The organism is Streptomyces sp. NPDC002520, assembly GCF_053595235.1.
Genome location: NZ_JBSFXG010000030.1, coordinates 18,333 through 43,499, shown reverse-complemented (window position 1 = coordinate 43,499; position 25,167 = coordinate 18,333). Strand labels below are relative to the sequence as shown.

The window sequence follows — 25,167 nt, the reverse complement described above, 5'->3', positions numbered from 1 at the left end:
CATGAACTATTGGTGAATCGGCGAAGGATTGTCGGGCATTCCGGTAAATTTCCGACAATTGCTTCGAGGTGTCACCGGCGGACGGGGCCAGAGGATGAGCACGGACGACCGCGTCGCGGTGACGACCGGGATCGCACGACTGCACGCGTCGCCCGCACTCGCCGGGCCCGGCCGGCTCGGGCTGGTGACCAACCACACCGGTGTCCTCCCGGGCCTCCGCCCGGCCGCGCCCGCCCTGCTCGACGCCGGGGCACGCCTGGTCGCCCTGTTCGGTCCCGAGCACGGCCTGCACGGGACCGGCCAGGCCGGCGAGAGCGAAGCGGTTCAGACCGACCCGGACACCGGCCTGCCGGTGTACGACACGTACCGGTGCAGCGGTGACCGCCTCGACAAACTGCTGGTCGACAGCGGCGTCGACACCCTGGTGTACGACCTCCAGGACATCGGCGCCAGGTTCTACACCTACGTGTGGACCATGTTCGACCTGATGGCCTCGGCGGCCCGCACGGGTGTGCGGTTCGTGGTCGCCGACCGGCCGAACCCCCTCGGCGGACTCGTCAGCGAGGGCCCACTCCTCGACCCGGCCTGGGCCAGCTTCGTCGGGCGCGCCCCGATACCTGTCCGGCACGGCCTCACCTGCGGCGAACTCGCCCGGCACCTCAACACGGCGGCGGTGCCCCAGGCGGCATGCGCTGCCGTGGACCTGACGGTGATCGAGGCCGACGGCTGGCGGCGCGCCATGGACGCGGAAGCCACCGGCCTGCCGTGGGTCGCGCCCTCGCCGAACATCCCGACACCCGCCACCGCCGTCGTCTACCCCGGCACCTGCCTGTTCGAAGGCACGAACCTCTCGGAGGGCCGCGGGACCACGCAGCCCTTCGAGATCGTCGGTGCCCCCTACATCGACGCGCGGTTCGCTCCCTCGCTCGCCGAACTCGCCCTGCCCGGAGTGCACTTCCGTGATCTGCGGTACGTACCCACCTTCCACAAACACGCCGGACGGCCGCTGCGCGGAGTCCAGCTCCACATCACCGACCGCGAGACGTTCGCCCCCGTACGTACCGCCATCGCGATGCTCGCCACCCTGCGCCGGCTGTACCCGGACGACTTCGCCTGGCGGGCATCGGACAGCGGCGAAGAGGGGACGACCGGCCACCGTCACTTCATCGACCTGCTGTGGGGGTCGGACCGGCTGCGGCGCACCGTCGACGCGGGCGACGACCCGTTGCCGCTGTGCGAACCGCCGGCGCCGCCCGGCCGGTGGGCCGGTGACGACGTGCTGCTGTACGCCTGAGATCGCGCACACCGGCGTCGCGGGCCGCACGGACGCCGCGACCCACGCCGAGCGTGTGAGCTGGACCGCCGCGAGCCGCCGCGAGCCGCCGCGCCGCCGACTCCGCGGACGCCGTCCGCGACCCGTGCACGGAAGGACAACCCCGTCGATGACCGACCCCACGGCGACATCCCGGGCCCGGATCCGTGGCTTTCGCGCGGGAGACGGCCCGGATGTGGTGCGGGCATGGCGCCGGAGCGCGCCGGCCGACCCCATCACCCCGGACCGCTTCCGCTCCCTGGTGCTGCTCGACGCCAACTTCGACCCGGAGGGGCTTCGGGTCGCCGTCGACGGCGACCGTGTCGTCGGCGCCGCCTACGCGGTCCGCCGCCTGACGCCGATGACCGGAACCGACCTGGAGCCGGAGCAGGGATGGATCCCGTTCTTCTTCGTCGACCCGGCCGCCCGTGGACGCGGCCTCGGGCGCAGGCTGCTGACCGACGCGCTCGACTGGCTGCACGGACAGGGCCGTACCCGGGTGGACTTCTCCTCGTACACCCCGAACTACATCCTCCCCGGACTCGACGCCGAGGCGTATCCGGAAGCGGCCGGGCTCCTCGAGTCCCTGGGCTTTCGCACGCTGTACGAGGCGGCGGCGATGGACCGCGGCCTGGTCGGCCACCGCCTCCCGGACGACGTCGCCCGCCGGATGGAGGAACTGACGGCACAGGGCCACCGGTTCGCCACCCCGGCCGACGACGACCTGGTGGAACTGATCGCGCTCGCCGGGAACCACTTCAACCCCGACTGGGCGCGCGCGATCCGGGAGTGCCTGGCCGCGGGCACGCCGCTCGACCGGATCGTCGTCGCCCGGGATCCCTCGGGCCGACTGGTCGGCTGGGCGATGCACGGCGCGTACGCATCGGTGGACGAGCGGTTCGGCCCGTTCGGGGTGCTGGAGGAGATGCGCGGCACCGGACTCGGCAAGGTCCTCCTCCACCTGGTCCTGGAACGGATGCGGGCGCGCGGCGCGCACTGCGCGTGGTTCCTGTGGACCGGCGAGCGGTCCCCGGCCGGTCACCTGTACCGCAAGGCCGGGTTCAGCACGACCCGGGTGTTCCGCGTGATGCGCAGGGAGTCCGCCCGATGACACCGTCACACCGGTCAGGAGAAGCGCGCGGCCTGAGCCGCCGTCACTTCGCGCTCGCGCTCCCGTCGGCCCTCCTCACCGCCGGATGCGCAGCCCCGTACCAGGGCACCGGGAGGCCCGGAGATCCCATCGTCCTCACCCTGCTGACGCACTACGCGAGCGGGGAGCTCAAGGAGGCCCTGCAGGGCCCGGTCGACGAGTGGAACGCCACGCACGAGCGGGTCAAGGTGCGCACGAAGGCGGTCGAGTTCACGGATCTGCTGACCACGTTCATGGTCCGGCAGGCCGCGGGGCAGGGCGCCGACATCATCCACCCGTACTGTCTGTGGAACGGGCAGCTCGTCCGGGCCGGCGTCCTTGGGCCCGCTCCGTCCGGCCACGCCGAGGAGATCAGGCGCGACTACAGCGAGGCCACGGTCGGCGCCGCCTCGGTGGAGGGCAAGGTCTACGGCTATCCCACCGAGGTGCAGACGTACGCCCTCTACTACAACAAGCGACTGCTGCGCGAGGCGGGCATCGACGGACCCCCGCGCACCTGGCGGGAGTTGGAGGACGCCGCCTACCGCACGGCCGAGCGGGACGGCTACGGCAACACGCTGGTCCAGGGATTCGGCCTCTCGACCTACGACGACTCCACCACCGTCGGGCAGACGCTCGCCCTGCTCAACGCCGCCGGCGGACGGTTCGTCTCCGCGGACGGCCGGAGCACCGCCATCGACTCGCCGGCCGGCCGCGCCGTGTTCGACCTTGAGCACCGCCTCGTCGTCAAAGGCGCGAGCGCCCCCGGTGTCAACGTCTACAAGGCGTTCGCGTCCGGGCAGGTGGCCATGGTGGTCAGCGCCGGCTGGTGGACCGCGAACCTGAAGGCCCTGATGGGCAAGGACTACCGCGATGTCGGCGTCGCACCCGTGCCGGTCCCCGAAGCGGGCGACAAGCGCGCCACGCTCTCCACCGGCTTCATGCTCGGAGTCAACACGGCCAGTGCACACCCCGGCGAGGCCTGGCAGTTCCTGCGCTGGCTCAACGCCGAGAAGGTGAGCGTCAAGGGCGCCGGGAAGGACGCGGGGAAGCGCGCCGGGAAGGCCGCGGGGAAAGTCGCGACGGCGACCCGGATGAGCTCCCTCCAGGTGTCGGTCGGCTCCCTGACCGGCCGCGCCGACGACATGCGGACGCTCCTCGGCGCGGGCACCGATCCGAACCTGCACCCGTTCCTGGACGCGCTGGCGTACGCGGTGCCGGAGCCGAACGTGCCGGGCGCACAGCAGGCCAAGTCACTGCTGCGCAAGAACATCGAGGCGCTGTGGACCGGTCAGCGGTCGGTCGACGAGGCACTGCGCACCACCCGCCGTCAGGTCGACCAGGAGGTGGCGCGGTCATGGTGAACACACTGGCACCGGAGACGGCCGGGAGAGCGGCCCCCGGCCCACGGCCCGCGCGGGCCGCCACCGGCCTCCGCGGCCGGAATCGGCGCCGGCGCCGCCAGGCCGTCGTCGCCTATCTCTTCCTGGCACCGACGCTGCTGTTCTTCGCCGTCTTCCTGATGCTGCCGCTCGGCTTCGCGGCCATGCTGTCGATGTCCCGCTGGGCCGGATTCGACCTCGGCGACATCGATCCGGTCGGCCTGGACAACTTCACCGCTCTCTTCGCGGACGGATCGACGTTCCTGACGCCGATCCTCACCAACACACTGCTGTTCGCGCTGGGCACCGTGGCCCTCGCGCTGGCCGGCTCCGTGCTCGTCGCCACCTGCATCGACAAGCTGCGGTTCCAGGGGCTGTGGCGCACCCTGTACTTCCTGCCGATCGTCACGACCGTCGTCGCCGTCGGCAACGTGTGGAAGTACATGTACGAGCCCGGGGGCCTCGTCAACGGCGTCCTCAACGCCCTGGGGCTGGGCTCGGTGGCGTTCCTCCAGGACCCGGACACCGCGCTGCCCGCGGTCGTGGTCGTACAGGCCTGGGCGTCGGTCGGCTCGGCGATCCTCGTCCTGACCGCCGGGCTGAAGGCCGTTCCGGAGTCGTACTACGAGGCCGCTGCGCTCGACGGCGCCGGGCCCGTCACCGTCTTCCGGAAGATCACCCTGCCGCTGCTGCGGCCGTCCCTGCTGTTCGTGTGCGTCACCCAGTTCCTCACCGGCCTGCAGTCGTTCGCGCTGATCATCGTGATGACCAAGGGCGGGCCGGGCGACGCGACCAACGTCGCGGCACTGGAGATGTACCGGCAGGCCTTCTCGTACGGCGACTGGGGCACCGCGAGCGCCGCCGCCTTCGTGCTGTTCCTGGTGGTCCTCGTGGTCACCCTGGCGCAGTTGTGGATCTTCCGGCGCAAGGGGGAGGACGCATGAGCCGTCGCCGCTTTCCGTGGTTCTCGTATCTGCTGGTCGTGACCGGCGCCGTGCTCACGGTGGTGCCGTTCCTCGACATGGTGATGACGTCCTTCAAAGGGCCCGGCGAGGCCGGCACACTGCCGTACCGGTTCCTGCCCAGGGCGTTCGACCTGTCCAACTACAGGGCGGCGATCGACCAGCTCGATCTGCCGGTGCTCTTCCGCAACAGCGTCGTCGCCACCGCCGTGATCACCGGATCGGTGCTGCTCACGTCGTCCCTCGCGGGCTACGCGCTCGCCAAACTGCGCTTCCCCGGACGGAACTTCATCTTCCGGCTCGTGCTGTCGACGATGATGTTCCCCCCGTTCCTCTTCTTCGTCCCGCACTTCCTGATCCTGGTGCACTGGCCGCTCGCGGGCAGCAACGACGTGTTCGGCCGGGGCGGCGCGGGCCTGACCGTCAGCATCGTGGCGCTCGCCATGCCGTTCCTCGTCAGCAGCTTCGGGATCTTCCTGATGCGCCAGTTCATGGTCTCCATCCCGGACGAGGTGCTGGAGGCCGCGCGCATCGACGGGGCCGGCGAGTTCGCCGTGTGGTGGCGGATCGTGGTGCCGCAGACCAAGCCGGTCCTGGTGACGCTCGGCCTGCTGACCTTCGTCGACGCCTGGAACGAGTACATCTGGGCCCTGCTCGTCTCCACCGCCGACCCCGACCTGATGACCCTGCCCGTCGGCATCCAGTTCCTGCAGAGCTACGTCGACCCGACGCGCACGATGCCCATCGTCATGGCCGGCCTCGTCCTGAGCGTCCTGCCGGTCCTGACCCTCTTCCTGCTGCTGCAGAAGTACTACATCCGCGGGGTGATGCTCAGCGGCCTCAAGTGATGAGATCGCGCGTGCCCGCCGCGTCCGGCCTGTCCGCCGCGTCCGGCACAGCCGGGCCCGACGAGGTGTCGAACGCATGGATCACCTCGGGCAGGGTGCCCGGGACGAGCAGCGAACGGGCCCGCTCCTCGTGCTGGCGGTCGGTGGCGGTCAGCCGGGAGTGGTGCTGCGCGCGGTGTTCCGCCCAGGAGGCGACCAGGTAGTTCTCGACGAAGCGCTCCGGGTCGTTGCCGTCCTGGTAGAGACCCCAGGTGAGCGCCCCCGTACGCCGTCTCGAGCGCGCGACATGGTTCATGCAGTCCGTGAACTCGGCGCGGCTGTCCGGGGGAACGCGGTAGACGACGGAGACCAGGACCGGGCCGTCGGACTCGCCCGGCTCGAACACCAGGGGAGGAGCGGGCCAGTGGTCGGACGGCGAGGGGTCGATGCCCGCGCCGTCGTGCAGCGGCCACCGGCGCACGCTGGCCGCGCTCAGCAGCATCACCACGCCGGCGATCAGGAGGCAGGTGCTGAGCCCGAACCAGTCGGCGACCGCACCCCACAAGGGCGCCGCCAGCGCCTGGCCGCCCTGGAAGACCAGGAGATAGACGGCGAGCCCACGAGCCCTGACCCAGCCCGGAAGCCGTGTCTGCACGGCCGCGTTGAGCGTCGACAGCACGGCGATCCAGGCGAGACCCGCGGGCAGCAGAGCGACCGTCACGAGCCATGGCACCCGGACCGTGGCCAGTACCGCCAATACCCCGGCGAACATCACCGCGCCGGCGGCGAGCGTGCCGTTGGCACCGAGCACGCGGCGGATCCGGGGCAGTGCGAAGGCCCCGGCCACCGCCCCCACGCCGACCGCCGCCAGCAGAAGTCCGTAACCGCCCGAGCCGAGCCCGAGCGAGCGGCTCGCGCTCAGCGGCAGCAGTGCCCACAGGGCCGCGCCGCCGGGGATGAACAGAAGCGTGCGCAGGAGGACTCGGCGCACGCCCGGCGCGTTCCACACATAGCGGCGGCCGGCCTGCAGGGCGGCCAGCAGCCGTTCGTTCCCCGCGCCGGGGGAGACCGTCTCAGGGCGCCGCCACAGCACCAGGACAGCCGCGATACCCAGATACGAAGCCGCGTTGAAGGCGAAGACCCATCCCGCGCCCGCCGCCGCGACCACCGCTCCGCCCAGCGCCGGGCCGACGGCGCGCGCCAGATTCATGTTCACCGCGCCCAGCGCGGCCGCCTGCCCGAGCCGGCGGCGCTCCACCAACTCCGGCTGGATCGCCTGCCAGGCGGGCCCCATCAGTGCCGTACCGCATCCCAGCAGGAAGGTGAGGACGAGCAGCACGACGGGCGTGAGCACATCCATGAACGCCAGTACGGCCAGCACACTCGACACCGCGAGCATCGCGAACTGCGCGGTCAGCAGCACCGAACGCCTGTCGAAGCGATCGGCGACGACCCCCGAGGGCAGCGCCAGCAGCACCACGGGAAGACTGGAAGCGGTCTGGACGAGCGTCACCAGAGCGGCGCTGTCCCCGACGAGCAGCCACTGGGCGCCCACCGTCTGCATCCAGCTGCCGATGTTGGAGACCAACTGGGCGATCCACAGCGCCCGGAAGACCCGCGCCGCGAGCGGCGCCCACGGCGACTCGGATGCTGCGGAGGCTGGTGATGGCGGTGCGGTGCTCATGTCCGTCCAGACCGGTGGGGGAGAGGCGACGGCGTGGCGCAGCCGCCTGCCTGCGGGTGTGGTCGCCGGTGACACTAGGGGCCGCCGGCGGCGGGTTGTTGACCGAGAGCGCACCGATGGTAGCCGTACAGCGCAGCACCCGGTCGGGAAATGCCGAAGTCCCCCGGGGCGAGGGGGACTTCGGGGCTTCGAGACGAAGGGGGAGTGAGGTGGCTCGGCCGACTCCTCCGTGGCTCAGGACGGCGACCGGGTCCAGGCGGGCTGTGAGGCGGAGAGGCGGTGCGTGATCACGGAGGTGAGTGCCAGGAGCAGCAGGCACAGGGCCAGCGTGAGCACCAGATGACCGTGCAGGACGAGCACGGCTCCGGCGACGGCGCCGAGGAACATGATCAGCACCGACAGGATCCGGCGACCGGGCCTCGGCGCCTCGCCGCCCGCCGAGTGGGAGTCGGCGGCCAGCCCCGTGAGGGTCAGGGTCAGCACGGTCGTGGTGAGGTCCGGGACCCCGAGGCGGCGGGCGACCGCGTTCTGCAGGCCCATGGCGAGCCCGAGACAGACGATCAGCGTGTACCGGACACCGGTGGTGACCTCGCCGTCGGCGGCCGCGGCGACGACGACGGTCACGGCGACGAGCACCGTCTGCACGGCGGTCGCCGTCTTCAGAAGGTGTCCGCGGTCGGCGGCGAACCGGGTGCCGAGCCCACCGCCGGCCAGCGCGCCGAGGAGGAACGTCACCAGCGCGACGACGGACGCGAGCGCGGACAGCCCCGGGGCGCCCGTCAGCGCGAATCCGAGGAACACCACGTTGCCGGTCATGTTGGCGACGAAGACGTGCCCGAGTCCCAGATAGCTGACCGCGTCGACGAGACCGGTGACCAGGGTCAGCGTCAGCAGCAGGGGAGGCAGCGGGCCGTGGCGGTCACCCTTGGGCGGTGCCAGGGTGTGAACCGCGTCAGTCAGCAGCCGGTGCATGGGACTTCCTCTCCGAAACGGTGGGCGCGCGGTGCAGCACCACGCGCGTCAGCAGCCCGCTGGCGGGGCCGATCACGATCGCGGCGAGCACGATCCACGACGGCCAGGGGGTGAGGCCCAGCGCATGGTCGAGGGACCACTCGCCGGGGCCGGTGAGGGACAGCGCCGCCGAAATGACGACGAGCACCAACGGGTACTCGTAGCCGTCGTTCTGCACCCACAGCCCCTTGGGCCACTTGACGGTGCCCGCGACCGTCATCACGCCCATGGCGGCCATCGCCGCCAGGGGCGTGAGCAGTCCGGCGGTCAGGAACAGGCCGGCTCCGATCTGACTGGCTCCCGCGACGACGGCGGTCAGCCGTCCGCCCACGAATCCGTCATGACGGAACTCCTCGGTCCCGCCCTCCAAGCCGTGGCCCCCGAGCCGGTAGCTCACCTTCTGCACTCCGTGGCCGGCGATGAGGAGTCCCGCCATCAGCCGGAGGACCAGCAGTCCAGCGTCCATCTCTTCCTGCCTGTTCCTGACTCAGTCCGTCACTCTCTTTGTCGTGCCGTGGCTCAGCCGGCGGCGTGGGCGCCTATGACGGCCTGCGCGTAGACGATCCCGAGGCCGTAAGCACCGGCGTGCTCCTTGACCACCTCGGTGACCGGGACATAGGTCTCCCCGCGGGCCCAGTCACGCTGGAGCTCCAGCAGCACCTGCACCCAGGTGACCGGGATGGCGCCGGCCTGGATCATGCGCTGGATGGCGTGCTCGTGGGCCTGCGGGCTGACGCCGCCGGACGCGTCGGTGACCACGTAGACCTCGTAACCCTGGGCAATGGCCGAGAGCGTGGGCAGAACGACGCAGACCTCGGTCCACAGACCGGCAAGGACGAGCTTCTTGCGGCCGGTCGCCTTGACGGCCTCGACGAACGCCTCGTCCTCCCAGGCGTTCATCGTGGTGCGGTCGATGATCTTGTGGTCGGGGAAGACCGCGGGCAGCTGCGGCATGATCGGCCCGGAGAAGGACTCGGCGGCCACGGTGCTGAGCACGACGGGAACGTCGAAGACCTTGGCGGCCTTGGCCAGGCCCACCGTGGAGTTGATGATCGCGGTCCGGTCGCCGCTGCCCGTGCCGAAGAACATCTGCGGCTGGTGGTCCACGAACAGGACCGCACAGTTGTCCGGGGTGAGCAGGTCGGGGCTGGGGGCCGCGGTGACCTCGGCGATGTCGACCATGAGGGTGCCTTTCATGAGTAGCGGCGCGGACGGGCGTCCGCGTCGGGTAACAACCGTCCGGAGGACGGGCTTTTGGGGATGGGAGCCCGGGAGGGGCGACTCAGGGCCTGGCCCCTCCCGGGAGCTCTAGAGGGAGAAGCAGGGATCGAAGGGCGTGCCGGCGCCGTCCGGGAACTGGCCGCGCCGTACGCGCCACTCGCGGTGCTGCGCCGACTCGGCGACCGCCTCGCCGAGCGACTCGGCCTGGTACACGCCCGCGGAGTAGCGCTGGGACGCCTGGTAGCCGCCGAAGTGCGCCACGGGGCTCCAGGCGGGGCTGATGGGCGGCAGCTCCTCGTCGAGACCCTCGTACTCGGCGGCGGCGTAGACGATCCGGCCACCGGTGACCGTGAGCAGCGACTCGATGTGCGCGATCTCCGGCTCGGGCACGGTGAAGTAGTCGTCGGACAGGACCGCGAGGTCCCCGTAGCATCCCGGGCGCAGGACGCCCTTGACGTCCTCCTCGCCGGTCAGCTCGGCGCCGGCGCGGGTGAACATCGTCAGCGCGGTCTGCCGGTCGACACGGTTGGTCGGCGGGCGGAGCATCAGGTCACCGACGTTTCGGCCACTGACCAGCCAGTGCAGGGCCACCCACGGGTTGTACGTGGAGACGCGGGTCGCGTCCGTGCCGGCGGCCACCGTCAGCCCGCGGTCGAGCATGGCCCGGATCGGCGGGGCGTCCGCGGCGGCGCCGGGACCGTAGCGGAGCAGGAACGCCTCACCCTGGAAGGACAATCGATTCTGCACGGACATGGCACCGCCGAGCGCGGCGACGCGGTCGAGACTGTCCGCGGACGCGGTCTCCGCGTGGTCGAACAGCCACCGGTTGCCGGCCGGGAACAACCCCTCCGCGGCCAGCTTCTCGAAGACGGCGAGGTCCCGGCGGATCGTGTGGTCGTACGTGGCGTGCAGCCTGAAGCCCCAGCCGTTCTCCATGAGAAGACGTACCGCCTTCTCGAATTCCGGCTCATAGTCCGCGAGTTCCGGACGGGGCTGCTTGAAGTTCTCGAAGTCCGCCGCCGCCCACGTGAGGTTCTCTCCCGCGCCGTTGAGACGCAGCCATTCGTCCCCGTCCTCGGGGCTCGCCATCTCGATCCAGCGGGTGAGGTCGGCTATCTCCTGCCCGGCCGTCTGCGGGAAGAGGTGATAGGCGATGCGCATCGACAACTGCCCGGCTTTCGCCAGTTCGATGACGGTGCTGTAGTTGTCGGGGAAGTTCTGGAATCCGCCGGCGGCGTCGATCGCCGAGGTCAGTCCGAACCTGTTCAGCTCGCGCAGGAAATGACGGGTCGACGTCTTCCTGTCCTCGCCCTCCAGCACCGGCGCCTTGGCCAGGGTCGAGTAGAGGATGAGGGCGCTGGGCGCGGCCAGCAGCATGCCCGTCGGTTCCCCGTCACGGCCGCGCACGATCTGCCCGCCCTTGGGGTCGGGCGTGTCCTTGTCGAATCCGGCGGCCTTGAGCGCCGCGCGGTTGAGCACGGCCGCCTGGTACAGGTGCAGCACGAAGACGGGGGTGTCCGGGGCGGCGGCGTTCAGTTCCGCGACGGTCGGCAGTCGCCGTTCGGCGAACTGCTCGGACGACCAGCCGCCCACCACCCGTATCCACTGGCCCTTCGGGGTACGCGCGGCCTGTTCCCGCAGCATCGCGAGACCCTGACGCAGCGTCGGAACCCCGTCCCAGCGCAACTCCAGCACGTAGTTGAGCCCGCCGCGGATCACGTGCAGGTGGGCGTCGTTGAGACCCGGGATCACCCGGCGGCCGAGCGCGTCCACCACCTTCGTGGCCGGACCGACGTACGGGGCCACGTCCTTGTCGTCGCCCACGATCGTGACGACGCCGTCCCGGACGGCGACCGCCTCGGCGTGCGGGAGCCTCGGGTCTCCCGTATGGACCTTCGCGTTGCGGACGATGAGGTCTGCGGCGTTGTCGACGTCCTGGGGAACCAGTCCGCCGACCGGCATTGGTGACATGTGTGTACGACCCTCTCCGGGATGAACGACTTTCGATGTCCGCTTAGGTCCATGTCGGCGGACGGAGAATGCGGGAACACGCGGGTGCTCGCTGCCGGTGGCTGGTTGTGAACGCCGTCGACGAGGCGTCATGGTAGGTCGGTCGAACGCGAGTGTGTGTCCCGTCAGTGCACTCGAATGTTCCTCTCAGCGCACGTGGTTGTCCGTGCCGGTGACCGTCCGGACATTCGGTCGTCGCACCATCAACGTCCATGCGCGGGGGCCGGGTGGGCTTCCGTGCGCTGTGCGGACATTTGTCGTGCGCTCGCGGGCAATGACCCCCCGCACAGCCGATTTACCGTGCAGATCAACGGCACCGGAGCACTCGCTACGACGAATCCGGGTCGTACGCCGGAACGACCGGCTCCCCGACGAAATTCCAGGAGATTCAGAATGTCCGATGCCCTCGAGCCCGTCCAGCCGGTCCTGGAACCGGCGGCAGCCGCGTTCACGGAAGCCACCGCCAACCCGCCGTACCTCTTCGATCTGGCCCCGGCGGACGGGCGCAAGGCCGTCGACGAGGTGCAGTCCGGCGAGATCGAGAAGCCGGCGGTCGACGAGGAGTGGATCACCGTTTCGGGCGGTCCGACGGGCAGCGTCCGCGCGCGCATCGTCAAGCCCGCCGGCGCGACGGCCACCCTTCCGGTGATCGTCTACATCCACGGCGCGGGCTGGGTGTTCGGCAACGCCCACACCCACGACCGGCTGGTGCGCGAACTCGCCGTCGGCGCCAACGCGGCCGTCGTGTTCCCCGAGTACGACCTGTCGCCCGAGGTGCGCTACCCGGTCGCCATCGAGCAGAACTTCGCCGTGGCCAAGTGGGTCGTGGAGGAGGGCGCCTCCAAGGGCCTCGACGGCTCCCGGATGGCCGTCGCCGGCGACTCCGTCGGCGGCAACATGACCGCCGCCCTGACCCTGATGGCCAAGGAGCGCGGCGGCATCCCGCTGCTCCAGCAGGTGCTGTTCTACCCGGTCACGGACGCGAACTTCGACACCGGCTCGTACCACCAGTTCGCCACCGGCTACTTCCTGCGCCGGGACGGCATGCAGTGGTTCTGGGACCAGTACACGACCGACGAGAACGAGCGTGCCCAGATCACCGCGTCCCCGCTGCGCGCCACCGTCGAGCAGCTCAAGGACCTGCCCCCGGCCCTCGTCATCACCGGCGAGGCCGACGTGCTGCGCGACGAGGGTGAGGCGTACGCCAACAAGCTCCGCGAGGCGGGGGTTCCGGTCACCGCCGTGCGCTTCCAGGGCATCATCCACGACTTCGTGATGCTCAACGCCCTGCGCGGCACGCACGCCGCCGAAGCCGCCATCGCCATGGCGGTGCGCACGCTGCACGCGGCCCTGCACACCGCCTGAGGCCTACGAGGCACCGACGAGCGGAACAGACAGCCGCGCGGACAACTCCCCGCATCGCGTCCGCGCGGCCCGCTCTTCCACGACGTTGCGGCGGACTTTCGGCCTGCGGCCTGAGATCATGGGCTCGTGCGCAGCCTGACAGTACTGGGGACGTGCGGGGCCTGGCCCGAGGCCGGTCGGAGCGCCAGCGGATTCCTGCTGGAGTACGACGGGTTCCGGCTGGTCCTGGACCTGGGGTACGCGACCTTCCCGCGACTGTTGGAACACTGCGCAGACGGCCGGGTCGACGCCGTGGTGGTGACCCACGAACACCCCGACCACTGCGCCGACCTCAGCGCCCTGTGCCGCGCCCGTTACTTCGCCGAGGAACGGGGCCCCCGAGTGCCGTTGTACTGTCCGCCCGGCGTGACAGCACGAGTCCAGGCGATGGAACCGACCGAGGACCTGCGCGAAGATTTCGACTTCCACCCGCTTCCTGCGAGCCACCAGGTGGGACCGTTCCGACTCGATTCCGCGCTGCTGCCCCATCACGTTCCGCACGCCGGCGTACGGCTGGCCGCGACGGGCCTGACTCTCGCGTACAGCGGCGATGCCGGACCGGACATCGCTCTTGCCCGACTGGCAGCAGATGCCGACTTGTTCGTCGCCGGAGTCACCCTTCAAGGCATACCCGCCGACAGCGGCGACCAACACCTGATGAGCGCCGTGGATGCCGGGGCGTGGGCCACCCGTGCCGGAGCCGAACGCCTGCTGCTCACCCACTTCTGGCCCGGCAGCGACCGCACCCGTTCGATCGCCGAGGCGCGCAGCACCTTTTCGGGCGACGTGATCGCCGCCGAGGAGGACATGGTGCTCTCCATGGCTCGGTGATTGACCACAGTTCATCCGCGACGATGAATGGCCACGACCAGCCGATACCTTGTGGCCATGTCTGCGTCAGACCATCACCCTGACCTATCGGATGGCGGCGCACCTGGGCAATGACCCTCATCCGCACCCCCTGTCGCCGGAGGAGGCCGCTCCTCAACTGGCCGATGCATCCGATGCCCGGGATTCCGCCGGCGAGGCCCTGCTGATGCTCGGCGGCCCCGAAGTGGTGGAGAAGGCGCGCGAATGGGTCGTCACGGTGATGGACATGGAACGGTCCCTGCGAGACCGGAGCCACACCCCCGAGACCTGGTCGGCGATGCTTGCGCAGCAGCGCGCCGCGCGACACGCGTATTACGCCGCTGTCCGCCGCGACCTCGCACTCCCGTCCGGCCATGCGGGAGAGTGGAGCGTGCCGACGCCCTAGGTGTGCCGGTCGAACAGCACACCTGAGCACAGTCGAAGAACTAGGCTACGCCGATGGAACGCGTAACCGACGGGCCCGAGAGCCACGCCCTGCCCGCGGATCCGGCCCGGGCGAACGACTACGACAGCTTCGCCGAGGCGTACTCGGCGGAGAACGAGAACAGCCTCGTGAACGCGTACTACGAGCGGCCCGCGATGCTGGCCCTCGCCGGAGACGTGGCCGGCCGTCGGATCCTGGACGCAGGCTGCGGCTCGGGCCCCCTGTTCGCCGCACTGCGCGACCGCGGGGCCCTCGTCACCGGCATCGATGCCAGCGCCGGGATGCTGGCGCTGGCCAGGCGGCGGCTCGGTGACGACGCGGACCTGCACGTAGCCGACCTGCGTGACCGTCTGCCGTTCGCCGACGGTGCGTTCGACGACGTGACCGCGTCGCTGGTGCTGCACTACCTGGAGGACTGGGGGCCGACGCTGGCCGAGCTGCGACGGGTGCTCAGGCCCGGCGGCCGGCTGATCGCGTCGGTGGAACACCCCTTCGTGGCCTACACGTTCAAGGAACCGCGGCCCGACTATTTCGCGACCACCAGCTATGGCTTCGAGTGGACGTTCAACGGGCAGGCCTTCCCCCTGAGGTTCTGGCGCAAGCCGTTGCACGCGATGACCGATGCCTTCACCACCGCCGGCTTCCGTCTTTCCCGCATCAGTGAGCCGCAGCCCGACCCGGCCGGCCGTGAACTGTACCCAGACGCCTTCCACGACCTTTCGACCAAGACTTGCTTCCTGTTCTTCGTCCTCGAGGCACCGCGATCGGCTGCGGGCTCGGGCGATTAGGGTCTGTGTCATGTCTGCTGTCACTGAGCCCGAGTCTGTTCATACCTCGCGCGCCGCGACCCGTGCCGACCTGCCTGCGATACTGGCCCTGCTCGCTGACGAGGACCAAGTGGTGGACCCGGCAACGGTGGTGGTGACAGAGGCGTACGAGCGCGCCTTCGCTGCCATCGACACGGACCCGCGCAACGAAATGCTGGTCCTGGTGGACGACGGCGGCACGGTGCTGGGCTGCCTGCAAGCGACGTACATCCCGGGACTTGGCAAGGGCGGCGCGGAGCGCACCCTGGTCGAGGCGGTCCGGATCCGGGCGGACCGGCGTGGGGACGGGCTCGGCCGGAGCCTGATGGCGCACGCGATCAGGAGGGCACGCTCGCGTGGCTGCGCGCTGGTTCAGCTGACCAGCAACAAGCAGCGTGACGAGGCGCACCGTTTCTATGCCGCACTGGGCTTCGAACGCAGCCACGAAGGGTTCAAGCTCGCGCTTTAGGAGCGGTGGCCTGTCAGCACGCGGAGTGGCTCTCCTCAGGGGTGAGATGCATGCGCTGGTGCGGCGCCCGCAAGATCATGCTCTACCGCGGGAGTACCAGGTCGCGCCGATACCAGGTGCCCGGTTTGCCACCGAGGTCGGCCGGGTCCGCCGGACCGTCCGGGAGGAACCCGGCCTTGGTCAGGACCTTCTGGGACGCGGGGTTGGCATGGGCCGCGGCCGCCCTGAGCGTGCGCAGCCCGTGCCGCTCCGCCGCCGTCCGGCACAGCTCCCGGACGGTTGCCGTCGCCACGCCGTGGCCGGCGACGTGCTGTGCGACCCGGTAGCCGAGTTCCGCGGTACCGTCCTCGATGTCGACCAGGTTGAACCTGCCGAGTACCGAGCCGTCGTCGGCGACGAGCACGTGGAAGGCGCAGATGCCCGCTTCCTGCTCGGCGAGCAGGGCGTTGTACCGGTCGCTGAACCGGTCGAAGAAGTCGTCACCGCGGTCGGAGACCGAGGCGGCGAAGTAGGCGCGGTTCGCCAGCTCGAACGCCAGCACCGCTGGGGCATGGTCGGCACGCAGCCGCTTCAGCTCGGGCACCGCCCCACCGTACCCGGCCGGTGAGCCGAGCCCACCTGAGTTTTTGCCGGCGCTGACAGCCCTGAGCCGGGGCGGCGTCGATCCACGGCTGGACTACCAGCCCCGCCTTTGACGAGCGGCGCGTCTCGTGTGACCTTCCGGAATCCTCGTCGAGCCACATGATCGTCGACGCGGCCATCGTCCCGTCCGGCGCCTCCACCAGGACGTGCAGATCGCCGCGGTACGGCGGTGTCCGCCGTACGCCCTCGCAGGCCTCGGCCGTACAGGGCGACGGAGCCCAGGCGTCCACGTGAGCCTGGACAGCGGCCTGCGGTCCGGCCTCGTCGGCGGTGCGGAACCGGAATCCGTCCGGCAGCACCGGCCGTTCCAGGTCATCGAGGTCCCTCTCACGGTGCGCTCGATGCCGACCGTCACCCCGTCGTACCAGGCGATCACCTCGTCGACCAGCTCGCTGTGGCCGGGATGGACCTGATACCCCAGATAGGCGCTGGTGACGTCCTTCACCGAACCGTCGCTCCGCCTCACCCGGTGCGGCAGAAAGGCCCAGCCCCAGGCGGCCAACTCGCCTCCGGAGAACCACAGCCGACGCTTCCAGCTCTCGCCGTGGCGTGCGTGCCCCCTGCCCCAGTTCCAGGCCAGCTCTCCGTACGACGCGTCGCTGTTCACCAGGTCCGGACGAACGGCGGTGACCCGCTGCGCCAGGCCCTGCATGAGCCGTACGTCCGCCGCGGTCACGAGCTCGGAGTCAGCCATGGTGCGCCACGGTTCGTGCAGTCAGCGGCTGGCGGTGCTGGAAGCGGTGGCGCGGGCGTCGGGGGTGGCCACCCGGGTGCGTGGCCTGCTGGTGGACGGGACGTTCTGGTACCCGCGCTTCCCTCGGTTCCAGTGGGCCGTCCCGCACCAAGTCGTGCTCGCATGGCCGGAGTTCCGCATGGACGGGCCCTCGACGGACGACCGTGCCACCGCGCCCTGGCTGACGGTCTCGGAGCTCTTCGGCGGCCTCGACGAGCTGAGCCGAGGCGCCGACGGCGGCTTCACCAACGCCGGCCCGGAGACGCTGTTCGAGGCGTTGTCCAGGACGGCGATCGACTGGGACGGTGCGACGGTCTGCCCGGCCGACGGCCCCGCGTGCGATCTCTCGGCCCACGTTCTCGCGGACCTCGGCCACTTCGACTCGCGTGACGAACTGTTCGCCGAGCACGGCCAGACCCTCTGCGGGACGGCGAGACTGCTGGCCGAGCCTGTTCTGAGCCGCCGTTCGGCGGGTGCCAGGGCGTAGTCCGTTCGACGGCGCTTGGTGAAGTGCCGTACGCCCGTCCTTCCGTACGCGCGGCGCCCAGTCGATCGGCCCCGTCCGCCCCCGCGGTCACGCGGAGGCCGGAATGCCGAGTTCGGCGAGCAGTCCGCGCACCCGCTGTTCGACCGCGTCCCGGATCGGCCGGACGGCCTCGACACCCTGACCCGCGGGGTCGTCCAACTGCCAGTCCAGGTACCGCTTGCCGGGGAAGACCGGGCAGGCGTCCCCGCAGCCCATGGTGATCACCACGTCCGACGACCGCACCGCCTCCGAGGTGAGGATCTTCGGGGTCTGGGCGGAGATGTCGATGCCGACCTCCTTCATCGCCTCCACGACCGACGGGTTCACGGAGTCGGCGGGCGCGGAGCCCGCGGAACGGACCTCGACCCGGTCTCCGGCGAGGTGGGAGAGGAAGGCGGCGCCCATCTGGGAGCGGCCGGCGTTGTGGACGCAGACGAACAGCACCGACGTGCGCGGGGCGGAAGCGGTCATCGCGGTGGTCTCTCTCGAAGGGGGCGTGCGGTCAGGAGGAAGCGGGTTCGGGCCGGGGTTCGCCATGCGGTACGTCGGACCGGCGCCCTGTCAGGGCTCCGCTCGGACCGTGGACGGCGGCCACGACGCCCAGGCCGAGCACGGCGCCCAGCAACTGGGCGGCGACGAACGGGGCGACGGAGGCGGGCGCGATCCCGGCGAAGGTGTCGGTGAAGGTCCGGCCGATGGTCACCGCCGGGTTCGCGAACGAGGTGGAGGACGTGAACCAGTACGCCGCGCCGATGTAGCAGGCCACCGCGATCGGACCGAGGCCGGCCCGGCGGACGCGCTCCAGTCCGAAGACGAGGGCGACGAGCCCGGCGGTCGCCACGACCTCCCCGAGCCACAGATGGCCGGCCGACCGGTCGTGGGTGGAGAACTTCACGAGCGGCCTGGCGAACATCGCGTCGGCCAGGACGGCCCCGCCGATGGCACCGACGATCTGTGCGGTCACGTACGCGGCGACATCGCGGACCGGGAGGCCCTCCGGGTCACGACGGCCGACGAACCAGGCCGCGAGAGTGACGGCGGGATTGAAGTGCGCACCGGAGACCGGCCCGAGCAGGGTGATCAGCACGCCCAGTCCGAAGACCGTGGCCAGCGAGTTGGCGAGCAGCTGCACGCCGACGTCCTGCGACAACTCGGTGGCCTGGATTCCGGAGCCGACGACCACCGCCACCAGCAACCCGGTTCCGATCGCCTCGGCCGCGGCGCGGCGGCCGAGCGGCGCGCTCACGCGTCGGATCCGGCGGGCTGCGGGCTGGTCAGGAAGGCGGCGAGCCCGTCCAGGACGCCGGGCAGCACCCAGTAGTACACCCAGGTTCCGCGCCGCTGGCAGTCGATGAGCCCCGCCTGCCGCAGCAGCTTGAGGTGGTGGGAGATCGTCGGCTGGGCCAGGTCGAAGGCGGGCGTCAGCTCGCACACACAGATCTCGCCGCCCTCGCCACGCGAGGCGATCATCGACATCAGGCGCAGCCGGACCGGGTCACCCAGCGCCTTGAAGACCCTCGCCAGCTTGGCCGCCTGCTCCTCGCCCAACGGCGTGGCGGCCAGGCTGGGGCAGCAGGCGGCGTCCTGACCGATCACCTCAAGCTCTTGTTTCGACATGCCTCTATGTTGACGTTCTTCGAATCAAGCTGCAAGGTGACATCAGGGTCGGATAGACAATCATCAATTCAGGCCGTTCCCATGTCATGCCAGGTCACCAGGTCATGTCACGTCATGCCGGATCATGGCGGGTCATGGCGTGGCCCGTCACCAGGGAGTCAGTCATGAGCGAGCAGTACGCCGACCTGCGGGAAACCGTCCGCCGGCGGTACGCGGCGGCGGCCGTGCGGGTCACCGAAGGAGGCGCCTGTTGCGGCCCGCAGTCCGTCGAGGTCGACGACAACTTCGGCTCCACCCTGTACGACGCCGACGACCGAGGCGTCCTTCCCGCGGAGGCCGTCGCCGCCTCGCTCGGCTGCGGCAACCCCACCGCCGTGGCCGAACTGCGCGCCGGCGAGCGCGTCCTCGACCTCGGCTCCGGCGGAGGCATCGACGTACTGCTGTCCGCCCGACGCGTCGGCCCGACGGGGAAGGCGTACGGGCTGGACATGACCGAGGAGATGCTCCAACTCGCGCTGGCCAACGCGGAGAAGGCGGGCGCGACGAACGTCGAGTTCCTCAAGGGCACCATCGAGGCCGTCCCGCTGCCCGCGAACACGATCGACGTCGTCATCTCCAACTGCGTGATCAACCTGTCCACGGACAAGCCGGCCGTGTTCGCCGAGGCCTTCCGCGTCCTTGCGCCCGGCGGCCGGATCGGCGTCTTCGACGTCGTCGCCGACGACGCGCTCACCCCCGAACAGCGCGCCGAACGCGGCGACCACGTCGGCTGCATCGCCGGCGCCCTCTCCTTCTCCGAATACCGCGCGGGCCTGGAAGCCGCCGGATTCACCCACATCGAGATCACCCCGACCCACCCGGTCGCCGACGGCATGCACTCCGCGATCGTGCGCGCCATAAAGCCCGCGAACGCCGAACGCACCGACAGCCCAGTGCTGTTGCCTGTGGCCGAGGTCGACACCACGTCCGGCTGCGGCTGCCGGACCTGACGAGGCCCCGTCCGCAAGCCCCTCCACCTGGCGCCCCGTGGCCGAACAGCTGACGGCGGCGGGACACCGGGTGCGGGTGCCGTCCCTGCTGCACGCGTCCTAATGGACCCGCGGCGGCCCCGCCTCGACACGGCGCAGCACCGGAGCCAGGCGATCCAGGTCGGGGCCCGTCTGGACCTGCCGTTCGTCCCACCAGGTGGCGCCGGCGTCGCGCAGGGGACCGATCACGTCCCTGGCCTTGGCGGCGTCCTGAGGAGTGGCGCCGCCGAGCACGAACTCGAAGGGTTGGTCGCCGTCGGCCGTACGGTGCGTGCGCACGTAGCCGACCAACTCCCGCACCTCCTCCGCATCCGGCACATGCCCATGCCGAGCCGACTCGAAGAGCGGTACCGCGCCGTCCCACCGTGCTGCCCGCCGCATGGGCGGACGGCGCGGCCAGAAACCGCCGATCCACACGGGAGGGCGGGGCCGCTGCACGGTGGCGGGCAGCAACGTCACGTCCCGGACCTCGTAGTGCGGGCCGTGGTGATTCACCGGCTCGCCGGACCAGAAGCGGGCCAGCAGCTCCAGCCCCTCGTCCAGCCGCTCGCCCAGTCGGCGTGGCTCGGCGATGTCGCCGAAGCTGCGGTACTCGTCCTCGACCGGGCCGCCCAGGCCCGCGGCGAAGATCACCCGGCCGCCGCTGAGGTGGTCCAACGTGGCGACCTGGCGAGCGAGTTGCTGCGGGCGGTAACGGGGCACCGGCGTCAGCAGGGTGCCCAGCCTGATGCCGGAGGTCGCCAGCGCTGCCGCGGTCAGCAGCATCCAGGGGTCTCCGAAGGGGCGCCCCTGGTGCTGTCGGTGCAGTACGTGGTCCCAGACGAAGAGCCCGTCCCAGCCGGCCTGTTCGGCGGCGACCGCCACGGTCGCGACGTTGCGCGGGTCGGCGAAGTCGCCGAAGTTCGGGATGTTGATGGAGAAGCGCATTCCGGCATGATGCGGAGCCGGCCGCGCGGGGGCAATCGGTTTCGGGGCCGGGGTGCATGCCCCGACCCGCCACAACGACGCTTGCACTAAGTTCAGGAATTCACTTGCACTAAGTGCAAGCATCGGTCTACCTTGTTCTTGTACTTAGTTCAAGCGCTCCGGTGGCAGACCGGGCGGCGCACACCTGAAGGGGAATCGACCATGAACGCATTCATCGCCGCCATGCAGCTGTCCGTCGCCGGCGCCTTCCTGAGCATCCCGGTCGTCAGGGCCCGCTTCGGCGCCACCGCGACCGCCGCCGCCCACGCCGAACTACGGCGTCAGGGCGTGCGGACCACCGTCCTGGAGGAGAACGGCATGCGGTTCGACGCGGGGGGCCACGAGACCTGGGCGCCGGTGTCCATCGCCACCGTCCTGACCGCGACCGCCGCCCTCAACCTCGTCGGCAGTTCCTGGACCGGGGTCCTGAACTGGATCGTCCTCGGTCTCGTCCTGGCCATCAACTGCGTGATCCTGTGGAGCAACCTCACAGCCGCACGTTCCGTTCAGGCCGCCTTCGCCCGCAAGGGCGACCCGGAGCTGGCCCGTATCGACGTCAGGGCTCTGCTCAAGGCCGCCGAATCCGGCTTCCCGCGCTGGGTCTGGATCCTGCAGAACGCCCGCCACGTCATCGTCTTCGGCGCCGCCGGCCTCGCGCTCACTGCAGCCGCCCTCGCCTGAACGGCCCAGGCACCGGCCCAGGTACAGGCACCGGCCCAACCCGACCGCGACACCCCCCCCGACACGCGCACGCCCCACCTCGGAAGCAATTCGGTGGGGCGCGCGCCCTTTCATCGCCGCCGCCCGACCTGTCCCGGCGCCGCGCTCACGGCGCCGGGTGCTCACAGCGGCAGACGGCCAGGCCGTCGATCACTTCACGCGCGCGGCGATGGCCCGTGCGCACTCCATCGACTCCGCGTGCGTGGTGTCCACCTCCAGGTCGTACGTCACGCCCTGGTGGACCACTTCCGCCTGGGACGCGGCCATGCCGACGGTCCGATCGCCTCGTGCGACCTCCCGGCCTGCGGCCACCGCGGCGTCACACCGGACGCCGACCCACAGCACCCGCAGTTCACCCAAGGCCTTCTGCCATCGCTGCTGCGAGTACGCCCCGCCGAGAAAGACCTCGTCGACGATGACCCGGGCGCCCGCACGGGCCATCGCGGCGATCCCCTCGATCCATGCCGCTTCCAGTGTGCGGAACTCCGGACCGACGGCCACCGCTCCGTCCGGGGCGAACTCGATCCCGCCGTCCGACGCGCGCATGGACGCCGGCATCGCCTCGACCAGCGTGTCCGTCCCGAGGGCGAGCCACGGATCCGGCAGGACCGCCTGCAGACACCGAACGATCCCGGACTTCCCCGAGCTGGAGCCACCGTTGAGCACGATCACCTGAGTCATCACCGCGCCACGGTAGAGGGGCCAGGGCAACTCTCGAAACCGATTTCCGCGAAGCGTGCACCGCCCGCCGCAACCCCGTGAACCCTCCGGGCCGGGGCACTACGCGGGCGGGGCGAGCAGCCCCTCGTCCTGGCCGGCCCGCCGGAGAGCCTCCGTGACGAAACCGTTCACCTTCAGCTCCTCCAGCGTCGCCCGCAGGAACGCGACCGTCTCCGGGGCGCGGGTGACGGTCGTGCCGACGGCCTGGCGGCGAGGCTGCTGGTCATGGCCGGGAGTCCAGGGAGCGAGCGACGCCCGCGGGGCGTACGGCGGTTGACGGCGCGCACCGGGGCGGGCGGGCGCCCCGGCGCACTGGCTGACGGTCAGGCGTTGGGGTCGAAGGGGATGCCCGCGGGCATGGAGTGCGCCAGGCCGTAGGAGAAGTCGGCGTCCTTGATCTTGATGGTGGCCGCGCCGAAGTCGGCGCTCATCAGCTTGTCGCGGAAGCCCGGAGGGTAGCCGTCCCAGCCCACGAGGCGGGGGAAGAACCAGCCGCCGGTCACGTTCTCCGGGGGTTCGTCGTTGGTGTTGGCGAAGCGGAAGTCGTGGGTGGAGATGCCGTCCTTGTGGTAGACGATCTTGGGGTGGGTGCCGTCGAAGCGGACCGCGGAGCGGGGGGCCACCTGGTAGCCGGAGTGCTGGGACACCGAGACGTACTGGACTTCGTTGTTGTTGATCCAGACCACGACGTGCTCCCAGTCGTGGGTGTGGCCGATGGCCGCGGGGCCGAGGGTGGCCTGGTCCTTCTCGAAGTAGCTGGCGTACATCACCGCGCACCAGCCGTTGTTGCACTTCTCGCGTGAGTAGGTGTTGGCGTTGGCGAGTTGGGCGTAGTCGTGGCAGTGGCCGTTGACGTCGCCGCCGAGCTTCAGGCCGGGGTTGATGGTGCCGTCGGCGCCGATCGCCGCGGTGGCGTAGCAGCCGTCGCCGTCGTAGTCGTAGGCGGGGGAGAAGGTCTGCTCCAGACCGTCGGCGTTCTGGGGCAGCAGGGTGAGGACGTTGGCGTGGGCACTCGCCGGGACCGCCACGACGAGCGCCATCGCGCCGAGTGCACCGAGGAGGACCTTGGCCAGGGACTTGGACTTGCGCATTGCGTCTCCTTGTCGGGCGGCTCGCGTCAGCAGGACAGGGCGTCGCCCGGCGCGACGCCGGGGATCCGCGTGAACCGCCGGTAGGCGTCGATGCGGCTCTGCGTCCGGGCGGGTTCTTGCCGTCGCATTCGAGGGAGCCGTTGATGCTGCGGATGGTCTGGCCGAACCCGGCACTGCCGACCAGCGCTCCCCAGCAGGCACGCGGAGAGGCCCGGTGCGGCGGTGACGACGGCCGCGGGCAGGGGTTCGGCCATGTGGGGGGTGGCCTTTCGGTGGGGGTGGGCGTCGTGCGGCGTTCACTTCGGGGAGGCAAGGTCAGGGTGAGCGGGGCGCACGATGCGTTGTCCGAGCCGTGAAACTAGAGGTACAGACCAATTCCGTCAAGTGGTGAAGTAAGCCATGAGGGAAGCGGATTGGGGGGTCGCCCTGTGCTCCCGGCAGGGTGCTGTCCTGCCGTAGGGTGCGCAGGTTGTCGTGGCGGGAGAGGCGGTTCGGAACGTGGCACCGAGAACAGTGACGCGGGAGCAATGGGCAGGCGCGGCGCGGGCCGCGCTGGGCGGCGGGCGCCGGCTGGAGACCGTCGAGCGGGTGGCGGGCGGCAGCAAGAAGGGTGTGTACCGCCTGGTCATGGACGACGCGACGACGGCCGTCGCCTACCTGTGGGACGACACCGAGAACTACTGGCCGGCGGCCGACGGTGACGACGACCTCACCGACCCGTTCTCGCCCGGTCTCGGCCTCCACCTGTTCGAGGCCGCGCACGAGCGTCTGCGCGCGCTCGGCGTCCGCGTCCCGGACATCCGCCTCGCCGACCGCGACGGCACCCACTGCCCGGCCGACCTTGCCATCGTCGAGGACCTCCCCGGCGAGAACCTGGAGAAACTGATCGGCCGGGACCCGAACGCCGCAGCCCCGGTTCTGGCCAGGCTCGGGGAGGCGCTGGACGCGATGCGGAGTCATCGGGCGCCGACGTACGGCAAAGTGGCCGTCGTCGAGGGAGGAGGAACCTCGCGCGGGACGTCGTGCGAGGGAGTCGTCCTCGACCGTGCCCTGCGGGACCTCGCCGAGGCGGCGTCGCGTGACCCGCGGATCGCGGCGGCCCGTGACCGACTGGAGGAGCGGCTGCTGGAACTGGCGGCGGCGGTGCGGCCACGTGCGCGGTACGCGGTCGTGCACGGCGAACTGGGCCCCGACCACGTGCTCGTGGACGTGGACGGGAACCCCGTGGTGATCGACATCGAGGGCTCGATGTACTTCGACGTCGAGTGGGAACACGTCTTCCTCCGTATCCGCCTCGACGCCGCCTACCGGGCGCTGGAGACGGACGGACTGGACGACGACCGGCTCGCGCTGTACACGCTGGCACAGCGGCTCTCCCTGACGGCGGGTCCACTGCGGCTGCTCGACGGGGACTTCCCCGACCGGGCGTTCATGGCGGGCATCGCCGAGCACAACCTGAAACAGGCCCTGGAAGTCGTCCGCGCCCGAACGCCCGCTGGGCCATACACGACCTCCGACGATGCTCCGACCGGGTGCGCCTGATCGGCACGAGGGTCGTTCGGCGGTGGCACCGAGCCCTCACGCGATGTCGTCTCGGCAGTACAGCCGCGGGA

At 70.7% G+C, this 25,167-nt stretch carries 27 protein-coding genes and 2 pseudogenes; 16 read left to right on the top strand and 13 right to left on the bottom strand.

Going from position 1 to position 25,167, the window contains the following annotated elements:
• Window positions 1-94 precede the first annotated feature (94 nt).
• The 5 genes from ACWD5D_RS32390 (at window position 95) to ACWD5D_RS32370 (ending at window position 5,633) form a co-directional block, all read left to right on the top strand.
• Window positions 95-1,294: an exo-beta-N-acetylmuramidase NamZ family protein gene (locus ACWD5D_RS32390; RefSeq protein ID WP_451376344.1), complete on the top strand. Its 1,200-nt coding sequence runs from the start codon at window positions 95-97 to the stop codon at window positions 1,292-1,294.
• Between the two features lie 148 nt (window positions 1,295-1,442).
• Window positions 1,443-2,423, top strand: a complete 981-nt coding sequence (locus ACWD5D_RS32385; protein ID WP_451376343.1) for a GNAT family N-acetyltransferase — start codon at window positions 1,443-1,445, stop codon at window positions 2,421-2,423.
• The gene (locus tag ACWD5D_RS32380) at window positions 2,420-3,805 is read left to right on the top strand and encodes an ABC transporter substrate-binding protein (RefSeq protein ID WP_451376342.1); all 1,386 of its coding nucleotides are present in this window, start codon (window positions 2,420-2,422) and stop codon (window positions 3,803-3,805) included. The genes ACWD5D_RS32385 and ACWD5D_RS32380 overlap by 4 nt, the downstream gene beginning before the upstream one ends.
• On the top strand, window positions 3,799-4,767 hold the full coding sequence (locus ACWD5D_RS32375) for a carbohydrate ABC transporter permease (RefSeq protein WP_451376341.1): 969 nt from the start codon (window positions 3,799-3,801) through the stop codon (window positions 4,765-4,767). Before ACWD5D_RS32380 ends, ACWD5D_RS32375 begins: the two co-directional genes overlap by 7 nt.
• A complete protein-coding gene (locus ACWD5D_RS32370) occupies window positions 4,764-5,633 on the top strand; it encodes a carbohydrate ABC transporter permease (RefSeq protein WP_451376340.1) in 870 nt (289 codons plus the stop codon). The genes ACWD5D_RS32375 and ACWD5D_RS32370 overlap by 4 nt, the downstream gene beginning before the upstream one ends.
• Here ACWD5D_RS32370 and ACWD5D_RS32365 read toward each other — a convergent pair.
• The 5 genes from ACWD5D_RS32365 to ACWD5D_RS32345 all read right to left on the bottom strand — a co-directional run bounded on the left by ACWD5D_RS32365 (window position 5,626) and on the right by ACWD5D_RS32345 (window position 11,499).
• Window positions 5,626-7,296 carry an MFS transporter gene (locus tag ACWD5D_RS32365; protein WP_451376339.1) on the bottom strand — a complete coding sequence of 557 codons (1,671 nt, stop codon included), beginning with the start codon at window positions 7,294-7,296 and terminating at the stop codon, window positions 5,626-5,628. The genes ACWD5D_RS32370 and ACWD5D_RS32365 overlap by 8 nt on opposite strands.
• A gap of 234 nt (window positions 7,297-7,530) precedes the next feature.
• Window positions 7,531-8,268: a YoaK family protein gene (locus ACWD5D_RS32360; RefSeq protein ID WP_451376338.1), complete on the bottom strand. Its 738-nt coding sequence runs from the start codon at window positions 8,266-8,268 to the stop codon at window positions 7,531-7,533.
• Window positions 8,249-8,773: a DoxX family protein gene (locus ACWD5D_RS32355; RefSeq protein ID WP_451376337.1), complete on the bottom strand. Its 525-nt coding sequence runs from the start codon at window positions 8,771-8,773 to the stop codon at window positions 8,249-8,251. Before ACWD5D_RS32355 ends, ACWD5D_RS32360 begins: the two co-directional genes overlap by 20 nt.
• 53 nt (window positions 8,774-8,826) lie before the next feature.
• Window positions 8,827-9,489: a hydrolase gene (locus tag ACWD5D_RS32350; RefSeq protein ID WP_451376399.1), complete on the bottom strand. Its 663-nt coding sequence runs from the start codon at window positions 9,487-9,489 to the stop codon at window positions 8,827-8,829.
• A gap of 126 nt (window positions 9,490-9,615) precedes the next feature.
• The gene (locus ACWD5D_RS32345) at window positions 9,616-11,499 is read right to left on the bottom strand and encodes an amidohydrolase (RefSeq protein WP_451376336.1); all 1,884 of its coding nucleotides are present in this window, start codon (window positions 11,497-11,499) and stop codon (window positions 9,616-9,618) included.
• A 432-nt stretch (window positions 11,500-11,931) separates the two neighbouring features.
• Between ACWD5D_RS32345 and ACWD5D_RS32340 the strand changes: the two genes are divergently transcribed.
• The 5 genes and pseudogenes from ACWD5D_RS32340 to ACWD5D_RS32320 all read left to right on the top strand — a co-directional run bounded on the left by ACWD5D_RS32340 (window position 11,932) and on the right by ACWD5D_RS32320 (window position 15,511).
• A complete protein-coding gene (locus ACWD5D_RS32340) occupies window positions 11,932-12,903 on the top strand; it encodes an alpha/beta hydrolase (RefSeq protein ID WP_451376335.1) in 972 nt (323 codons plus the stop codon).
• Window positions 12,904-13,029: 126 nt separating this feature from the next.
• On the top strand, window positions 13,030-13,773 hold the full coding sequence (locus ACWD5D_RS32335) for an MBL fold metallo-hydrolase (RefSeq protein WP_451376334.1): 744 nt from the start codon (window positions 13,030-13,032) through the stop codon (window positions 13,771-13,773).
• Between the two features lie 61 nt (window positions 13,774-13,834).
• Window positions 13,835-14,197, top strand: a pseudogene (locus ACWD5D_RS32330) (hypothetical protein); the annotation flags it as partial.
• Window positions 14,198-14,250: 53 nt separating this feature from the next.
• Window positions 14,251-15,024: a class I SAM-dependent methyltransferase gene (locus ACWD5D_RS32325; protein WP_451376333.1), complete on the top strand. Its 774-nt coding sequence runs from the start codon at window positions 14,251-14,253 to the stop codon at window positions 15,022-15,024.
• A gap of 10 nt (window positions 15,025-15,034) precedes the next feature.
• Complete coding sequence (locus ACWD5D_RS32320; protein WP_451376332.1) at window positions 15,035-15,511, top strand: N-acetyltransferase family protein; 477 nt, start codon at window positions 15,035-15,037, stop codon at window positions 15,509-15,511.
• A gap of 82 nt (window positions 15,512-15,593) precedes the next feature.
• Here the strand turns inward: ACWD5D_RS32320 and ACWD5D_RS32315 are convergent, their stop codons facing one another.
• On the bottom strand, window positions 15,594-16,094 hold the full coding sequence (locus tag ACWD5D_RS32315) for a GNAT family N-acetyltransferase (RefSeq protein ID WP_451376331.1): 501 nt from the start codon (window positions 16,092-16,094) through the stop codon (window positions 15,594-15,596).
• Between the two features lie 289 nt (window positions 16,095-16,383).
• Between ACWD5D_RS32315 and ACWD5D_RS32310 the strand changes: the two genes are divergently transcribed.
• Both ACWD5D_RS32310 and ACWD5D_RS32305 read left to right on the top strand, forming a co-directional pair.
• Window positions 16,384-16,566: a hypothetical protein gene (locus ACWD5D_RS32310; RefSeq protein ID WP_451376330.1), complete on the top strand. Its 183-nt coding sequence runs from the start codon at window positions 16,384-16,386 to the stop codon at window positions 16,564-16,566.
• A gap of 279 nt (window positions 16,567-16,845) precedes the next feature.
• A complete protein-coding gene (locus ACWD5D_RS32305; protein ID WP_451376329.1) occupies window positions 16,846-17,373 on the top strand; it encodes a hypothetical protein in 528 nt (175 codons plus the stop codon).
• A gap of 87 nt (window positions 17,374-17,460) precedes the next feature.
• On the opposite strand, the gene ACWD5D_RS32300 is transcribed toward ACWD5D_RS32305, so the two are convergent.
• From ACWD5D_RS32300 to ACWD5D_RS32290, 3 genes are read right to left on the bottom strand one after another with little or no spacing between them, the layout of a single operon-like run.
• Window positions 17,461-17,883 carry an arsenate reductase ArsC gene (locus tag ACWD5D_RS32300; RefSeq protein WP_451376328.1) on the bottom strand — a complete coding sequence of 141 codons (423 nt, stop codon included), beginning with the start codon at window positions 17,881-17,883 and terminating at the stop codon, window positions 17,461-17,463.
• Between the two features lie 31 nt (window positions 17,884-17,914).
• Window positions 17,915-18,658: an MIP/aquaporin family protein gene (locus ACWD5D_RS32295; protein ID WP_451376327.1), complete on the bottom strand. Its 744-nt coding sequence runs from the start codon at window positions 18,656-18,658 to the stop codon at window positions 17,915-17,917.
• Complete coding sequence (locus tag ACWD5D_RS32290; protein WP_451376326.1) at window positions 18,655-19,029, bottom strand: ArsR/SmtB family transcription factor; 375 nt, start codon at window positions 19,027-19,029, stop codon at window positions 18,655-18,657. The genes ACWD5D_RS32295 and ACWD5D_RS32290 overlap by 4 nt, the downstream gene beginning before the upstream one ends.
• Window positions 19,030-19,193: 164 nt before the next feature.
• On the opposite strand from ACWD5D_RS32290, the gene arsM reads away from it, so the two are divergent.
• A complete protein-coding gene (arsM, locus tag ACWD5D_RS32285) occupies window positions 19,194-20,018 on the top strand; it encodes an arsenite methyltransferase (RefSeq protein WP_451376325.1) in 825 nt (274 codons plus the stop codon).
• A 99-nt stretch (window positions 20,019-20,117) separates the two neighbouring features.
• Here arsM and ACWD5D_RS32280 read toward each other — a convergent pair whose 3' ends face one another.
• Entirely contained in the window at window positions 20,118-20,984 is an 867-nt protein-coding gene (locus ACWD5D_RS32280; protein WP_451376324.1) for an LLM class flavin-dependent oxidoreductase, read from the bottom strand.
• Between the two features lie 201 nt (window positions 20,985-21,185).
• Between ACWD5D_RS32280 and ACWD5D_RS32275 the strand changes: the two genes are divergently transcribed.
• The gene (locus ACWD5D_RS32275; RefSeq protein WP_451376323.1) at window positions 21,186-21,704 is read left to right on the top strand and encodes a hypothetical protein; all 519 of its coding nucleotides are present in this window, start codon (window positions 21,186-21,188) and stop codon (window positions 21,702-21,704) included.
• A gap of 189 nt (window positions 21,705-21,893) precedes the next feature.
• On the opposite strand, the gene cpt is transcribed toward ACWD5D_RS32275, so the two are convergent.
• Window positions 21,894-22,424, bottom strand: a complete 531-nt coding sequence (gene cpt, locus ACWD5D_RS32270; protein ID WP_451376398.1) for a chloramphenicol phosphotransferase CPT — start codon at window positions 22,422-22,424, stop codon at window positions 21,894-21,896.
• Window positions 22,425-22,578: 154 nt separating this feature from the next.
• Between cpt and ACWD5D_RS32265 the strand changes: the two genes are divergently transcribed.
• Window positions 22,579-22,740 (top strand): hypothetical protein, encoded by a 162-nt coding sequence (locus ACWD5D_RS32265; RefSeq protein WP_451376322.1) that lies wholly within the window; start codon window positions 22,579-22,581, stop codon window positions 22,738-22,740.
• A 46-nt stretch (window positions 22,741-22,786) separates the two neighbouring features.
• Here ACWD5D_RS32265 and ACWD5D_RS32260 read toward each other — a convergent pair whose 3' ends face one another.
• Together ACWD5D_RS32260 and ACWD5D_RS32255 are read right to left on the bottom strand one after the other, a co-directional pair.
• On the bottom strand, window positions 22,787-23,554 hold the full coding sequence (locus ACWD5D_RS32260) for an NPP1 family protein (protein WP_451376321.1): 768 nt from the start codon (window positions 23,552-23,554) through the stop codon (window positions 22,787-22,789).
• A gap of 26 nt (window positions 23,555-23,580) precedes the next feature.
• Window positions 23,581-23,741, bottom strand: a pseudogene (locus tag ACWD5D_RS32255) (glycoside hydrolase family 19 protein); the annotation flags it as partial.
• Window positions 23,742-24,067: 326 nt separating this feature from the next.
• Here ACWD5D_RS32255 and ACWD5D_RS32250 point away from each other — a divergent pair.
• Entirely contained in the window at window positions 24,068-25,096 is a 1,029-nt protein-coding gene (locus ACWD5D_RS32250; RefSeq protein WP_451376397.1) for a phosphotransferase family protein, read from the top strand.
• Window positions 25,097-25,167: the final 71 nt, after the last annotated feature.